Annotated in this window: 14 protein-coding genes; 9 read left to right on the top strand and 5 right to left on the bottom strand. The window is 43.3% G+C overall.

The annotated features are described in order from the left end of the window. Positions 1-73 precede the first annotated feature (73 nt). The 3 genes from IFO66_RS06380 to IFO66_RS06390 all read left to right on the top strand — a co-directional run bounded on the left by IFO66_RS06380 (position 74) and on the right by IFO66_RS06390 (position 5166). Complete coding sequence (locus tag IFO66_RS06380; RefSeq protein ID WP_192024349.1) at positions 74-1735, top strand: glycoside hydrolase family 13 protein; 1662 nt, start codon at positions 74-76, stop codon at positions 1733-1735. 221 nt (positions 1736-1956) lie between these two features. Continuing rightward, positions 1957-2508, top strand: coding sequence for a GNAT family N-acetyltransferase (locus IFO66_RS06385; protein ID WP_192024350.1), 552 nt, complete (start codon positions 1957-1959; stop codon positions 2506-2508). Between the two features lie 291 nt (positions 2509-2799). Continuing rightward, a complete protein-coding gene (locus IFO66_RS06390; RefSeq protein ID WP_337912585.1) occupies positions 2800-5166 on the top strand; it encodes a fibronectin type III domain-containing protein in 2367 nt (788 codons plus the stop codon). Between the two features lie 496 nt (positions 5167-5662). Here IFO66_RS06390 and IFO66_RS06395 read toward each other — a convergent pair whose 3' ends face one another. The 5 genes from IFO66_RS06395 to IFO66_RS06415 form a co-directional block, all read right to left on the bottom strand. Beyond that, a complete protein-coding gene (locus IFO66_RS06395; RefSeq protein ID WP_192024351.1) occupies positions 5663-6790 on the bottom strand; it encodes an LCP family protein in 1128 nt (375 codons plus the stop codon). A 251-nt stretch (positions 6791-7041) separates the two neighbouring features. Continuing rightward, positions 7042-7608 carry an NADPH-dependent FMN reductase gene (locus IFO66_RS06400; RefSeq protein ID WP_192024352.1) on the bottom strand — a complete coding sequence of 189 codons (567 nt, stop codon included), beginning with the start codon at positions 7606-7608 and terminating at the stop codon, positions 7042-7044. A gap of 12 nt (positions 7609-7620) precedes the next feature. After that, positions 7621-8679, bottom strand: coding sequence for an LLM class flavin-dependent oxidoreductase (locus IFO66_RS06405; protein WP_192024353.1), 1059 nt, complete (start codon positions 8677-8679; stop codon positions 7621-7623). 44 nt (positions 8680-8723) lie between these two features. Then, on the bottom strand, positions 8724-9665 hold the full coding sequence (locus IFO66_RS06410; RefSeq protein WP_192024354.1) for a ring-cleaving dioxygenase: 942 nt from the start codon (positions 9663-9665) through the stop codon (positions 8724-8726). 57 nt (positions 9666-9722) lie between these two features. After that, on the bottom strand, positions 9723-10166 hold the full coding sequence (locus IFO66_RS06415) for a MarR family winged helix-turn-helix transcriptional regulator (RefSeq protein WP_192024355.1): 444 nt from the start codon (positions 10164-10166) through the stop codon (positions 9723-9725). Positions 10167-10370: 204 nt separating this feature from the next. On the opposite strand from IFO66_RS06415, the gene IFO66_RS06420 reads away from it, so the two are divergent. The 6 genes from IFO66_RS06420 (at position 10371) to IFO66_RS06445 (ending at position 15170) form a co-directional block, all read left to right on the top strand. Further along, positions 10371-10664 (top strand): alpha/beta-type small acid-soluble spore protein, encoded by a 294-nt coding sequence (locus tag IFO66_RS06420; RefSeq protein WP_192024356.1) that lies wholly within the window; start codon positions 10371-10373, stop codon positions 10662-10664. 437 nt (positions 10665-11101) lie between these two features. Further along, entirely contained in the window at positions 11102-11845 is a 744-nt protein-coding gene (locus IFO66_RS06425; protein ID WP_192024357.1) for a metal ABC transporter ATP-binding protein, read from the top strand. Continuing rightward, complete coding sequence (locus IFO66_RS06430; protein ID WP_144992775.1) at positions 11845-12702, top strand: metal ABC transporter permease; 858 nt, start codon at positions 11845-11847, stop codon at positions 12700-12702. Before IFO66_RS06425 ends, IFO66_RS06430 begins: the two co-directional genes overlap by 1 nt. 18 nt (positions 12703-12720) lie before the next feature. Next, positions 12721-13665, top strand: coding sequence for a metal ABC transporter substrate-binding protein (locus IFO66_RS06435; protein ID WP_192024358.1), 945 nt, complete (start codon positions 12721-12723; stop codon positions 13663-13665). Positions 13666-13946: 281 nt separating this feature from the next. Further along, positions 13947-14393 carry an Rrf2 family transcriptional regulator gene (locus IFO66_RS06440; protein WP_192024359.1) on the top strand — a complete coding sequence of 149 codons (447 nt, stop codon included), beginning with the start codon at positions 13947-13949 and terminating at the stop codon, positions 14391-14393. 135 nt (positions 14394-14528) lie between these two features. Then, positions 14529-15170: an NAD(P)-dependent oxidoreductase gene (locus tag IFO66_RS06445; protein ID WP_192024360.1), complete on the top strand. Its 642-nt coding sequence runs from the start codon at positions 14529-14531 to the stop codon at positions 15168-15170. The last annotated feature ends 49 nt before the right edge of the window (positions 15171-15219 follow it).

Below are 15219 nucleotides of genomic sequence, written 5' to 3' on the forward strand. Positions count from 1 at the left end.
TTTTTGAGTATTACGTAAACGTTTACGTTACGCATATAACCTACAAATTTTAAGCCGAAAGGATTTGAACGCAATGACAGAAACAGTAGCAAACACAATTAAGAATGAAAAAGAAGTAAAGTGGTGGCAGACGGCTGTTATTTATCAAATTTACCCGCGCAGCTTCCAAGATAGCGATGGAGACGGAATTGGCGATCTAAGAGGGATCATTAATCGAATCGACTATTTGAAGTTGCTAGGAATTACGGCAATCTGGTTGTCACCTGTTTATAAGTCCCCTAATGATGACAATGGATATGACATTAGTGATTACCAAGACATTATGGATGAGTTCGGTACGATGGCAGATATGGACGAATTGCTTGCGAAGGCGAATGCAGCAGGTATTCGCATCATTATGGACCTCGTCGTGAATCATACATCTGATGAGCATAAATGGTTTGTTGAAGCGAAGAAGGGTACAGACAACGAGTACCGCGATTACTACATTTGGCGTGATCCGGTGAATGGGGATGTGCCGAATGGTCTAGGCTCTATCTTTAGCGGTTCTGCTTGGGAGATGGATGAAGCGAGCGGCCAATATTTCTTGCATCTATTCAGCAAGCGTCAACCGGACTTGAACTGGGAGAATCCGAAAGTGCGCCAAGAAGTGTACGACATGATGAACTTCTGGCTCGATAAAGGTGTAGGCGGTTTCCGTATGGATGTTATCGATCTCATAGGAAAGATTCCGGATCAGGGGATTACAGGCAACGGCCCAAAGCTTCATGAGTATTTGCAGGAAATGAACCAGCAAACATTCGGCAAGCATGATGTAATGACAGTAGGCGAAACATGGGGAGCGACTCCAGAAATCGCAAAGCTGTACTCCGATCCAGCACGTAACGAGATGTCTATGGTGTTCCAATTTGAACATATTGGTCTTGACCAGCAAGAGGGTAAAGACAAATGGGATCTTAAGCCTTTGAGCATTGCTGAATTGAAAAATGTACTTGTGAAGTGGCAAGTTTCCTTGGGCAACGAAGGATGGAACAGCTTGTTCTGGAACAACCATGACCTTCCGCGCATCGTGTCCAGATGGGGTAACGATAAACAATACCATGAGCAAAGCGCAAAAATGTTCGCTATTCTTCTGCACATGATGAAAGGTACGCCTTACATTTATCAAGGGGAAGAGATCGGAATGACGAACTGCCCGGTATCCAGCATTGATGAAGTAGAAGATATTGAAGCGGTAAATATGTATCATGATCGTTTGGCAAAAGGGTACGCGGTTGAGGATATTATCCATTCCATTAATGCAAAAGGACGCGACAATGCTCGTACGCCAATGCAATGGGATGATAGCGCCAATGGTGGCTTTACGACAGGTACGCCGTGGCTGCATGTGAATAAGAATCACAAGACGATCAATGTACAGCAGAATCTCGATAATCCAGATTCTATTTTCTACACGTATCAGCGCTTGATTCAGATTCGTCAAGAAAACCCAATCGTTGTATGGGGCGAAATCGAATTGATCGAGAACACGCATGAAGATGTGTTTGCGTACTATCGCTTGTACGAAGGTGGGAAATGGCTCGTTGCGGCAAATATGTCGGAGCAGGAACATGGCTTCTCTGTAAATGAGGATGTTTCAGAGATCATTATGAGCAACTACAACCGTACGGAGTTAGATGCGAAGCAACTGACGCTGAAGCCATATGAGGCATTTGCGGTTAAGGTGAAGGCTTAGATGTAAGGCAGTACATTTTTAAAGACAATAGAATTTAGGCTCACACAACTTTTGTGTGGGCTTTTTTATATGACTGATCATTTATATGTTGTGGTATAATATGGTGGAATGAAAGGTGTGAGAAGGATGTAGTCGCCAATAGAAATATAGATTCTCGCGCAAGATCTCCACCGGTATTTTTGCCGAGGGATAACCATTTATTAAACATGTGGAGGGTCTATATGATAAACAACATTTGGTCAGGTAAAAAAGTTAGACTACGCGCCATTCTGCCTACAGATTGGGCGAAGTTCCATCATAATGATTTTGATTCGGAGAGTGCTAGACTTAGCGATGTCATCTATTTCCCAAGGTCGGAAGAAGGAACAAAGACTTGGGCGGAGCATCAAGCTGCTCAAGGTCCGAACGGGGATAATATAATGCTTGCCATTGAAACGAACGATGGTGAACTTGTGGGTAGTATCAGTACGCGTAGCTGCGATCCACGTCACGGAACGTTTAAGTATGGGGTAGCTGTGTTTCGGGAGCATTGGCGTAAAGGCTATGCTTCGGAAGCCGTCATGATTGTACTGCGCTATTATTTCGACGAGCTCCGTTATCAGAAAGTGAATGCACATGTATATGCTTTCAACGACGGTTCCACTGCCTTGCAGGAGCGACTTGGGTTCGTTCAAGAGGGAAGACTGCGGAATATGATATTTACTAAGGGACAGCACTTTGATGAGTTTGTATATGGCTTAACGAAGAGTGAGTATGAACAGTTGAAAAAATAGAATGTTAAAAAGAAGTAGAATGGCTGCTAGTAATAACCTTGATGGAAAAATAAGCGTCTACTACTGCATCTATAATCTCTTGGACTTAGCAAGAAGGATTTGAAGACACATGAAATTTATGTGTCTTTTTCTTATGCGTAGGAACGCTCTATCAATTGCTATGAAAATAGTGCACTTTTAGTACAGGTATATAACTTTATATATTGTTTCATAGATACAGTTGTGCTATAGTATCATATTGTCACAATTAAATGAACATATGAATATATTATCAATAGTGGGGGAATTGTCGTGAAGAAGTCAGTTGTATCATTCTTGACACTTGTTATGTTAATGACATTATTAAGCGTTGCTCCTGTATCTGCGCAAAGCAAGTATACAGGTGGGTTGCTAGATGGAGTTCAATTAAATGTAGGTCCTGCAGTAGGAACTCTTGGTAAAACTTCTACAAAAATGACAGATAATAATGAATCTACAGAAGAGAATAAAGGAAATGTTGTAGTGTGGCATAGTTTCGCAACACCTCAAGAAATTTCTGCAGTTATTGTAAATGGAAGCGAAAATCAAACGGTAGAATTCTATGATGCTGGTCAAAATCTATTATCTTCGTACACGAAGATAAACAGTCAAACGGGGGTTCAGTCTTTAGAAACGCCCGTAAAAAATGTATCGATGGTTGTATTGCGTGGAAGCGGAATATGGGTAAAGGAATTTAATGTATTTAGCAAACCATCAACACCGCCATCTGCGACAAGAATTGATTGGATTCAAGCAGGTGATAAAGTCGTAAGCTTGGATTGGGCTAATGTCGGGGCAAAATCGTATGATGTAAAACGCAGCACATCCTCTGGAGGACCGTACTCAACAATCGTAGCATCCGATGTAACAGGCACAACATATACAGATAACACAGTTAATAATGGTACTACATACTATTATATTGTAGTAGCGAAAAATGAAGCAGGTGGAATAGATTCTCCACAAAGGTTTATTAAGCCTACTGCAACGAAGTATACAGGTGGTTTACTGGATGGAATAACGTTAAGTGTAGGTTCGAAAATAGGAGAGTCACAACTAAAGAGTAAAAAAATGACAGATAACGATGAAACTTCTGAAGAGAATAAAGGGCATGGTGCAGTTTGGCATACTTTTGCAACACCTCAAGAGATTTCCGCAGTAATTTTTAACGGAAGTGATAATCAAACGGTAGAATTCTATGATGTAAATCAAAATCTATTATCTACATACACGAAGATAAACAATCAAACTGGAATTCAGTCATTAGAAACGCCCGTAAAAAATGTATCGATGGTTGTATTGCGCGGAAGCGGAATATGGGTAAAGGAATTTAATGTATTTGGCCAACCATCAACACCGCCATCTGCGACAAGAATTGATTGGATTCAAGCAGGTGATAAGGCTGTAAGTTTGGATTGGGTTCATGTTGGTGCAAAATCGTATGATGTAAGACGTGGTACATCCTCTGGAGGCCCTTACTCAACACTCGTTGCCTCGGATGTAAAAGGTTTAACATTTATAGATACTACGGTTAACAATGATACAATGTACTATTATGTTGTAGTAGCGAAAAATGAAGCAGGCAGAACAGAATCTCCAGAAGCGCCAATAAAACCGACTGCGACTAAATATACAGGTGGATTGTTGGATATGCTTCCGATAAAAATAGGAACGAAATACGGCGAGGTAAAGTCCACTAGTAAGAAAATGACAGATAATAATATAAAGACTGAAGACAACGTTGGAGGAGGTATGGGTTGGTATACCTTTAACTCTCCTAAAGAAATCTCTTCCGTAATTGCTAATGGAAGTACTGGTTTAGTTGTTGAGTTCTATGATAAAGATGATAACTTGTTGTACACACATAAGGTAAGCTTAAATGATAAAGTTGAAACACTTCCATCTCCAGTAAAGAATGTTCAGACTGTCATGATCAGAGGAATGTGGGTTAAAGAGTGGAACGTCTTTGGTAAGAGTGAGCTACCACCGACAGAAGCACCTATGAACCTGATTGCAACAGCAGGTGATGCACAAGTAACATTGAACTGGGACAGTGTAAAAGGCGCAACGAAGTATAACGTGAAGCGTGCAACAACTGCAGGTGGTGCTTACACGACGGTAGCGTCAGTAGATGGAACAAAGACTAGCTATATTGACAAAGGTTTGACGAATGGTACAACATACTATTATGTTGTTACTGCGGTAGGTCAAGCAGGAGAAAGTACGAACTCTAATGAAGCGTCAGCTACTCCTAAGGCTGGTGTTGTAGAACCAGAACCGAAGCCAGAGCCAACACCAGATCCGGATCCGAACCAAGGTAAAGATATGGGGGATCGAGCTATCCTAACTTTGACATTGGATAACGGTACCGAGAAAGAGTACGACTTGTCGATGACAGAGGTAAATGCATTTTTGACATGGTATGATGCGCGTGCAGAAGGCAAAGGCAAATTGACATTTGCATTTGACAAGCACGACAATAATCGCGGTCCATTTAAAAAGCGTAAAGAGTATATTAAGTTCGATAGCATTTATAACTTTGAAGTAAACGGTTATGAAACTGGAGCGGGTAATGAGGGTACAGAAAAGCCACAGCCGCAGCCAGAACCGACACCGATTCCTGAGGAAGAATTACATTAGGATAACGTATTACTATACCAAACAGAAAAGTCCATGGAGCAGTCATTTGACTGCACTATGGACTTCTTCTATGGCTAGCGTGTAGTTTATAGTGAACACCTTCAATTGCAAACTTGTACATGAGCAACTAATGTTGATTCGGTTTCGCTTCTACGAAACTCTAAACAGATGGGCAGTAAAAATAAAAACCACGGCCAGTATCATTTGAAACATAGGAATCAAGGGGAAAATGATGCTCCTGCGCTTGTTCCTCCTTATCATATACACAACCAAACAGATGATATAAGTTAACGGATATATACTGGTCAAAAAGATAAAGGTGTAAGTCAGTACAAGCGTGAAGCCTTTCTCCACATAAGGATAGGCTGCCAACTGCATAATATTATCCATCATGATAAATGGATATAGGAATAGAGGAAGTCCCCCTGCAATCAATAAAGTGATGCTCGTTATTTTTTTGTTCAATTACGCACCTCGATTATGAACGACATGCCAACTACTCTTCTTGTTTCACCTTAGGATCAATTAATTGCTCTACAGCAGTATTCGGGTCCATCCAGTTGGTGATCAATTGCTTCGTATACTCAACATCCTCAGGAATCAGTTCATAGTACCAGTAGTCGGTACGCACGCCTTTTCCTTGCATCATATAGTTGCTAATCGGCGGCAGCGAATCCTTCATAAAAAATTCCTTCGCCAGTGATACGATAAAGTCAGAGCTCATATTGGTCGTAAAGTTTGCCCCTGCAATATCGATGAATTCTGGTATTTTCGTAATGTTTTTAAGCGTCAACATTTCATCCATGACGGCATTTAGGAAAATACGCTGTCTCATCGTTCGGTTCATATCCGAATCTTCACGGTATCGAACATAGTTAAGGGCATCTTCACCGTTGTAAATCGGCTTATTTGGCTCGATTCGGAGCTTCATATGGACTGGATTCTTGTTTTCGATAACCTCGGTAATGGGTAATTTAACGCCACCTAAGGCATCTACAAAATCTTTCAACCCATTAAATCGAACCGATGCATAATAGTTAATTTTGGTCTGCAGCAAGTTCTCAACGGTAGCTACGCTCATTTTAGGGCCGCCGTAAGAATGAGCTGCGTTAATTTTCGTTTTCAGAGCATTCATGCCAATTTCGTCCATGCCGATAAGATCGACATAAGAGTCTCTTGGGATCGAAATGAGCAAGATCTTATTGTCTTTTGGTCGGACAACGGAATAAATGATCGAATCAGAGAGACCGCGTTCATCGCCACGTGCATCCACCCCAAGCAGTAGCACAGAAAACGGATCGGTGTTCGTTCCTTGCTCGGTCTCGACTGGCTCAGTGCCGATAGTTTTATACGATCTATCTAGTGTTTCTTTAATATCTCCGGCTGCGATCGTATCGAATAGAAAGAGGCCAATTTGTTTTTTGAAAATAAAACCTAAGCCGCCCACGAGAATAAGTGCGATGAGTATATATATGGATATACGGTAATAGTTCCGTTTTTTCTTGTCTGTTCTTTTGGGCAAATCAACGGGTTTCTGTTCCGTTGTAGCTTCACTTGCTTGGACCTGTTCTTGATCCTGCTCTGCTTCTTTTTTTTCTATATCCTGCTTTGGCTCCTGCTCCATTTCTTCCTCCAGTCCCTTCATAATTTGATGGAATTATTTTCATGTTCCATATTACTAACATACACTGAAAGATCTATGAAAATCAAATGCACAGGCCATGTAAGTAGATGCGAAAAGGATTCAACCCCTCTGGCCAGCTTGCAAATGCTAGCGCAAAAGAGTTGAACCCTTCTCAAAATAAGTGATATGAATATCGATAACTCCCATTATTCCTTGAACTGAATAGCTGCGCCCCTCGATGCCTATCCCATTTAAAAATCGTACTCCGCATCCTTCTCCGCGCGAATTTTTGCATAAGCATCCGTAAGCTGTACCGTATCTTCCACTAACCGATCGATCCGGAACAAAATATCGTCATTAATGATTTCTTTACGATGAAAGTCTTTGTCTTCTAAAAATACATACGTGGGTACAATGTGTGCCTTCATATACGCTAAAATGGGTTTTACCTGCATGTCCACCATAAGATAATGCCTCGCTGTTCCAGCCGTAACAAGTATACTGACCACCTTATCGCGGAATCCATTGACAGGCAGCAAATCAAATATATTTTTTAACGTCGCTGGAATGGAAGCTTGAAACGTTGGTGTGCCGATAATAATCGCATCCGCAGCCATAATCGTCTCCGTCACGAATCTCGTATCACCTTCATAGCCCGTATAATTACGCCCATCACTAAAGACCATATCGTATTCGGCTAGGTCGAGCAGCGTAATTTCTGTGTCTGGATACTTATCACGAGCTTTCTGGAGTGTAACATCCATCGCTGTTCTCGTTTTCGTTCCTACGTTGGAACCTGCAATCCCTACGATTTTCATGATCGTCACTCCTTATTTTTTGGCTGTATGCTTCTTCACGGCAGGAATGATCTCCGTTGCGAGCAATTCAATATTTTTCGCGATCTTATCGAATGGCACGCCGCCAAAATCGATCTCTGCCAAGAAGCGTTGGTTGCCATAAAGCTCATATTGGTAGAGCATTTTTTCAATAATTTGCTGCGGACTGCCGATCATTAACGCATCACGATGGTCTACCGCTTGCGCGAACTGCTGCTTCGGATAGCCGCCGCCTTTCAACGCTTGCATACCCGCGTTAATATGTGGGTAGTATTCGCGAAGCGCATCTTGGGAATCTTTCGCTGTATATAGCAATCCTGTTGTCGCGATTGGCAGTGTAGCTGGGTTAAAGCCAGCCTTCTTCGCTGCCTCGCGATACGCGTCAACGGAATGCTTGAAGTTAATAGCAGGACCGCCAAGTGTCGTCAGCATCATAGGCACACCAGCATGTCCAGCTTTGATCGCGCTGGCAGGAGGGCCGCCTACTGCGCGCCAAATTGGCAAGACGCCATTCATAGGCTGTGGCAAAATAGATGCGTTTTTCAATGGTGCTCGGAACTGTCCTTCCCATGTCACCGTATCTTCATTGTTCAGCTTCATCAAAAGCTCCATTTTTTCCTCGAACAATTCTTCGTAATCTCTTACATCATAACCAAGCAAGCTGTAAGCACCGACGCGTGAACCGCGACCTGCGACGATTTCAGCTCGACCATTCGAGATAAGATCAAGTGTAGCGAAGTCCTCGTACACACGAACCGGATCGGAGGTGCTCAATACGGTTGCTGAGCTGGCCACTTTAATATTTTTCGTAGCTTGCGCGATAGCCCCAAGAATGACGGTATGCGCTTGGGTTGTAAAATGAGTTTGGTGGCTCTCACCGACTGCAAATACATCTAGCCCAGCTTCATCTGCAAGCTTACTCGCTTCAATCAATTCATGAATCCGCTGCTGGGAGCTAATCATTTCTCCTGTATGCGGGTTAGGTAAATGTTCCCCGATCGAATATAGTCCGATTTCTACACCTTTATCTGGCTCAATACGATATTGTTTCATGGATAATCTCTCCCTTGTTGTTGGTTTATTTACTTATCAGTCAATCAATCTATGGGTGCTAACGCAGCTTCAATCTCTGCACGTCGGTCTTCTAAAAATGGCGGTAAATCTAATAGAATTCCGAGTTCTTCAACCGTTGAATCCACTGTAAATCCAGGGCCATCGGTTGCAATTTCAAATAAAATACCGTTCGATTCACGGAAATATAAGCTTTTGAAGTAGTAGCGATCGACAACTCCAGTGGACTGGAATCCGCGCTGCTTCACTGCCTCATCCCAATAGCGAAGTTCCTCTTCGTTGTTCACGCGAATCGCCAGGTGATGGACACTTCCTTTGCCATTTTTCTCAACAGGCCCATCTAATCGCTTAATAACAATTTCACCGAAAGCTTGCCCAGCTACTGATTGGTAAATAGCTTCCTCATCCGTGCGAGATACTTCTGCGTATCCAAACGTGTCTTTCAACAAGTTTGCCAATCGGTCCAAGTAGCGTACCGTAATTTCAACGGTGCCAAGTCCTAGAATCCGATGCTGCTCTTCAACAGGGGAGTCTCCCCAAGCGGACCAGAACCCAGGAATGTCTCCACCATTATGATTCAGCAACATTAGTCTCAAGCCATCTGGGTCTTCAAAGTGAATCGCATCTCGTCCGGCATATGTGGTAATGCCGCTGTGCTCAATATTGAATTGCTCCAAGCGCTCCAGCCAATATTTCAAGCTGTCATAGGATGGAACGAGCAGCCCAATTTGCGTGATAGCATTTGTGCCACGTACCGTCCTTCCTGCCATCGGCATTTCAAAGAATGATAGTTCCGTTCCCGCACTGCCTGTTAAGTCTCCGTAAAAGAGGTGATACATTTTCGGATTATCTTGGTTGACCGTCTTTTTCACGCGGCGTAAGCCAAGTATGTTTTTATAAAAATGATTATTTACGGATGCTGTTTTCGTTAGCATCGAAACGTGATGGTGTCCAGGAATCGTATACATGACAGTTCCTCCTTATTTTTAACTTGACTAGTCAAGTGATAGTGTAAAAAATCCGTACTACTCTGGCGGGATTTCTTTTTTCTCGCTATGTTTATGAACGCGTGACATTAACGCATATAGGGTTTTCTGTTCTTCTTCGCTTAATACATCGTCAAAGAAGGAGGTTTGGAACGCAAGCTGCTCAGGCATCACTTGCTCCATAAGCGCTTCGGCTTTATCAGTTAGGCTAATCGTTTTCGTCTTCCAGTCTTGTTTGCGGACAATGTAGCCTTCCTTTTCAAGACGGGCGAGCATGCGTGAAATGCCACCTTGTGTAACAGTAACTTTCTCGGCTAACTCCATTTGCGTCAACGGTTGGTAGGTGCGAACTTGTATCAATACATCAAATTGAGCAGTCGTTAAATCAAATCGTTTTAAAAATTCATTCGACATCTGGTTGCTCTGGTTCGTAAAACGCATTAAACGTAACCAGATTAGTGATCCTATCGTATTATTACGCATTTCGTTTTCATCCCCCTTCGCTAACCTTGATATCACTTTACTACTCAATTGATAAAATGTCAACTCATCTCGACAGTCTCTGTCATCGTGTCAGGTTAAATGGAGTTTAACGTTTATTGCAGAATCTGTTTTCCACTCCTAAAGGATGATTTGTCTCCATTTGGGCAAGTTATTGCAAAGAACCTCAATTAAGGGGAGTGTGTCATGGCGAGAAGAAGAAATCGACAATACGCAGTACCAGGAGTGGGACAAGCGCTGCAAACCTTCAAAGCAGAAGTAATGAGAAACGAAGGTTATGCCGTTGATCCAAATCGACCTGATGATGTGAAATTTGAAGTAGCGAAAGAGCTGGGCATACCTCTGCAACAAGGTAGCAATGGGCAAATAACAACGGAGTCAGCAGGATTGATCGGTGGCAAAATTGGCGGCTCCATGGTACGTGAATTGATTCGTCTCGCGGAGCAGCAGTTGGCGAAAGAGCGGCAGTCGGAATCTTAGAGATATTGGATGCTCTTGATAGTACGATCAATGTAGGTGTATGTAAACTAGGCTCAGGACAGGACAAATTAAACCACTCTTGAACAGGAACGGTACCAGTCAATATTACACAATAGTGGACACGAGGGGCGGAGTGGCTCAAGTGTCTTTTTTTGCATGCGAAAAGTCTATAAAGCGAGAAGCGTAATGCATTTTAGGAGAGGATGGTGAGCTTTGAGAAAGCAAGAAGTGGAAAAATAAGATTGACAGAAGAAGGTTCTTCGTTTAATTTGTTGTACAAGGGAAACATTTTTAAATCCGTGCATATTATTTAACTAGAACAAACTATTTTGTTGTTAACCACATTAATATAGAACGTTGATAGACAAGGTATGATGGTACTCGACTTATGGTGTAGAGCGGATGCTAGTGAGAAATTTTCGAGAGGAGAAAATGGTATGGAACAGGCTATCACAGTAAAAGAACTTCATGTCTCTTACCACGGTAATGAAGCTGTACGAGATGTATCGTTCTCTATCGAGCAGGGCAGCATGGTGGGGATTATCGGCCCGAATGGTGCGGGGAAATCTACGTTAGTTAAAGCTTTACTTGGACTGCTTCCGAAGGATAAGGGATCGGTTCGCTTTTTTGGCAAAGATCCAGAGGAAATGAGAAAGAAAATTGCTTATGTGCCACAGCGCAGCAATATCGATTGGACGTTTCCGATTACGGTGATGGATACCGTCTTGATCGGGACTTATCCTAGCCTAGGTTTATTCAAATTTCCTAGGAAGAAGGAGAAAGCTCTAGCGCTAGAATGCTTGAGGAAGGTTGGACTCGAAGACTATCGAGATCGCCAGATCGGGGAGCTGTCTGGTGGACAGCAGCAACGTGTGTTTCTTGCACGTGCATTGGTTCAACAGCCAGAATTGCTGCTGCTAGACGAGCCTTTTGTCGGGATTGATGTATCGAGTGAAGAAACGATTGTAAACATCCTGAAGGAACTGCAGCAGGAAGGGAAGACAATCGTCGTTGTCCATCATGACTTGAGCAAAGCGAAAGACTACTTTGATCAGCTGCTCCTGTTGAACAAGGAGTTAGTCAAATACGGCGATGTTGAGGCGGTCCTTAATCAAGAGGTCATGTCCAAAGCCTATGCCAATCAACTAAGATTCCTACAGGAAGCGGAGGTGGCACTATGATGGATTTTTTACAAGCTGTTCAACAGTATGAGTTTTTACAAAAGGCATTGTTTACATCGGTGGTTGTGGGTATCATTTGCGGCGTAATCGGAAGTTTTATTATTTTGCGAGGAATGTCCCTCATGGGAGATGCCATTTCTCACGCGGTACTGCCTGGAGTCGCACTCTCTTACGCGTTCGGCATTAATTTCTTTATCGGTGCGGTGGCTACGGGCGTCCTAACGGCTGTGGGCATCGGGTTTGTTAGTCAAAATAGTCGAATTAAAAACGATACGGCAATCGGCATATTGTTCACGTCTGCTTTTGCGCTGGGGATCATCCTCGTCACGATGTTAAAGAGCAGCACGGATTTGTATCACATTTTGTTCGGTAATGTGCTGGCTGTACGTCCCTCTGATATGTGGACAACGGTAGGCATCGGAGTTGTCGTTCTTATCACGGTATATGCCTTTTACAAAGAACTGCTACTCACCTCATTCGATCCAACGATTGCAGCTGCGTACGGATTGCCGAATAAGCTGATTCATTACTTGCTTATGACGCTGCTGACGCTCGTTACAGTCGCTTCCTTGCAAACAGTAGGCATCATTCTCGTTGTGGCGATGCTCATCACGCCTGCGGCAACGGCTTATCTGCTAACAGATCGACTGTGGGTCATGCTGTGCTTGGCTGGATTGTTCGGAATGATGTCCTCCATTGTTGGCTTGTACTTCAGCTTTACTTACAATTTAGCGTCTGGCGCTACGATTGTCATGGTTGCAACGGCATTCTTTATGCTAGCTTTTCTGTTCTCTCGCAAACACGGAATTGTGTGGAAATCAGTACGAGCACGCCAAAAGCGGGCTCAACTTTCATAGTAGAGGAGTTTATAGATTATGAAAAAGTGGAATCTAGTACTTGTCCTTATTTTCACCATGGTTATGCTGGCAGCCTGCGGTAATACAAAAGATAAGACAGCAGCGGAAACATCGGATAATGGTAAGCTGCAAGTGATTACAACGTATTCGATTTTGTATGACATTGTTAAAAATGTCGGGGGCGATCGTGTAGAGATACATAGTCTTGCACCTATCGGTTCCAATCCTCATGAATATGATCCATTGCCTGCCGATGTACAGAAGACTACTGATGCTGACGCTGTGTTCTATAACGGCCTCAATCTGGAAGCGGGTAACTCTTGGTTTGAGAACTTGCTGCAAACGGCTGGCAAGTCAGGTGAAAATGCGCCCGTGTTCCGTCTCAGCGAAGGGGTAGCAGCTAAGCATTTGACGACAAAAGGCAAAGAGAGCGAAGAAGATCCGCATGCATGGCTCGATGTTCGCAACGGTATCAAATATGCGGAGAATGCTCGTGATGCCTTGATCAAGGTTGATCCTGAGCACAAGGCAACATATGAGAAGAACGCTAAAGACTATATTGAAAAGCTCAACAAGCTTCATGAGGATGCGGTAAAGCAGTATAACCAGATTCCAAAGGAGCAGCGCGTGCTCGTTACAAGTGAAGGAGCGTTTAAGTACTTTAGTGAGGCATACGATTTCCAAGCGGGCTACATTTGGGAAATTAACTCCGAGAATCAAGGAACACCAGATCAGGTAAGTGCCATTGTTGACTTGATTAGAGAGAGAAAAATACCGGCTCTATTCGTAGAGACGAGCATCGATCCTCGCAGTATGGAAATGGTGTCGCGTGAAACGGATGTGCCGATCGTCGGTAAGGTGTTTACGGATTCACTTGGCAAGCCAGGTGAAGATGGCGATACGTACATCAAAATGATGGAATGGAACATTAAGACGATCTATGAGGGCTTAACGAAGAAATAAGCTGAGACATAAGCGAAGCAGCTGCCTATGGAGTGGTTAAGCTACTATATGGGTATACGAAAAGAAAGGGAATGAACAAAGTAGCGACTTTGTTCGTTCCTTTTTTATTGTTCATAGACTGGTTAGGTTAATTGCGACAGCTGTATTGCCAGCTCGCGTAGAATGCTAATGGACTACAATGCAGAATGATGATGCAGGGATGGATTATGGTAAACTACATATAAGGTTGACAAATGAATCTTGTTGTAACTATAATAGTTACAACGAAAGGGTGTTATGTAATGCAAATTAGCAGCAGGTTCTCAGTCGGGGTACATATCCTGTCCTTGCTGGCTATTAATCCTAATGAACATCATACTTCGGAGTGGATCGCTGGCAGCGTTGGTACGAATCCTGTTATTATTCGCAGAGTTCTAGGTTATTTGAAGAAGGCGGGACTTGTACATGTTCGAGCTGGCAGCGGTGGAGCTACACTCGCACGAGAGCTGGATGAGATTACGCTGTTGGATGTATATCGGTCAGTTGAGGTCGTGGAAGAAGGAAAGCTATTTCACGTGCATGATCAGCCGAATCCATCCTGTCCAGTCGGTGCTAACATTGAAACTGTGCTTCAGCTTTTACTGGTAAAAGCGCAGCATGCGATGGAAGGTGTGCTGGAGGCAGTAACGATGAAAGAGCTCGTTGAAGTGTTGAGCAATCAAATTAAGACAAAGAGCGCAGGAGAGTAATCGCGCTTTTTTTAAACACTAGTTGTAACTAATTTGGTTACAACTGAATCGAAACAATAGCATCCCTTTCGTATAGGTTTCGTTTGATGGTGATTCTAGAACACTTAGTAAATACTATTTAGGAGGCAAAAACATATGAAAATCGCAATTATCGGAGCAAGCGGCAAAGCAGGTACATTTATCGCACAGGAGGCAGTATCCAGAGGGCATCAAGTAACGGCTATCGTTCGCTATGCGACTAAAATTACAAATCCAGATCTAGCTGTGTTGGAGCGAGATATGTTCCAATTGACTGCGCAAGATCTGAGCGCATTCGATGTGGTCGTAAATGCATTTGGGGCGGCACCTGGGCAAGAGCACCTCCATGTTGAAGCAGGGCGTGTACTCATCTCTGCATTGAAGGGCGCGCCTAACACTCGCCTTATCGTCGTAGGTGGAGCGGGCAGTCTTTACGTAGATGAGGCAAAAACATTGCGTTTGATAGACGCACCAAACTTCCCAGAAGAGTATAAGGCAACAGCGTTGAACCAAGGGAAGAACCTAGAGGACTTGATGAGTGCTTCAGACCTTCGTTGGACATTTGTAAGTCCATCTGCCTTCTTCAATCCAAACGGGAAGCGTACAGGTGAGTATCAACTAGGTAAGGATCATTTGCTTGTGAACGCGAAGGGCGATAGCTACGTTAGTTATGCTGATTATGCAATTGCTATCTTGGATGAAGTCGAGCAACCACAGCATGAAAATGCACGTTTCACGGTAGTATCTGAAGCAGAATAAACAATAGGCAAGGCCGGTCAAGGCAGCAGAGTGCTTCTTGACCGGTCTT

The sequence above is a fragment of the Paenibacillus arenosi genome (assembly GCF_014841135.1).
Lineage (GTDB): Bacteria > Bacillota > Bacilli > Paenibacillales > Paenibacillaceae > Paenibacillus_B > Paenibacillus_B arenosi.

Coding starts and splice junctions, on each gene's coding strand:
- IFO66_RS06420 (WP_192024356.1), top strand. CDS start 10,371: ATGGCGAGAAGAAGAAATCGACAATACGCAGTACCAGGAGTGGGACAA.
- IFO66_RS06410 (WP_192024354.1), bottom strand. CDS start 9,665: ATGTATACGATTCCTGGACACCATCACGTTTCGATGCTAACGAAAACA.
- IFO66_RS06380 (WP_192024349.1), top strand. CDS start 74: ATGACAGAAACAGTAGCAAACACAATTAAGAATGAAAAAGAAGTAAAG.
- IFO66_RS06445 (WP_192024360.1), top strand. CDS start 14,529: ATGAAAATCGCAATTATCGGAGCAAGCGGCAAAGCAGGTACATTTATC.
- IFO66_RS06415 (WP_192024355.1), bottom strand. CDS start 10,166: ATGCGTAATAATACGATAGGATCACTAATCTGGTTACGTTTAATGCGT.
- IFO66_RS06395 (WP_192024351.1), bottom strand. CDS start 6,790: ATGGAGCAGGAGCCAAAGCAGGATATAGAAAAAAAAGAAGCAGAGCAG.
- IFO66_RS06385 (WP_192024350.1), top strand. CDS start 1,957: ATGATAAACAACATTTGGTCAGGTAAAAAAGTTAGACTACGCGCCATT.
- IFO66_RS06430 (WP_144992775.1), top strand. CDS start 11,845: ATGGATTTTTTACAAGCTGTTCAACAGTATGAGTTTTTACAAAAGGCA.
- IFO66_RS06400 (WP_192024352.1), bottom strand. CDS start 7,608: ATGAAAATCGTAGGGATTGCAGGTTCCAACGTAGGAACGAAAACGAGA.
- IFO66_RS06405 (WP_192024353.1), bottom strand. CDS start 8,679: ATGAAACAATATCGTATTGAGCCAGATAAAGGTGTAGAAATCGGACTA.
- IFO66_RS06425 (WP_192024357.1), top strand. CDS start 11,102: ATGGAACAGGCTATCACAGTAAAAGAACTTCATGTCTCTTACCACGGT.
- IFO66_RS06435 (WP_192024358.1), top strand. CDS start 12,721: ATGAAAAAGTGGAATCTAGTACTTGTCCTTATTTTCACCATGGTTATG.
- IFO66_RS06440 (WP_192024359.1), top strand. CDS start 13,947: ATGCAAATTAGCAGCAGGTTCTCAGTCGGGGTACATATCCTGTCCTTG.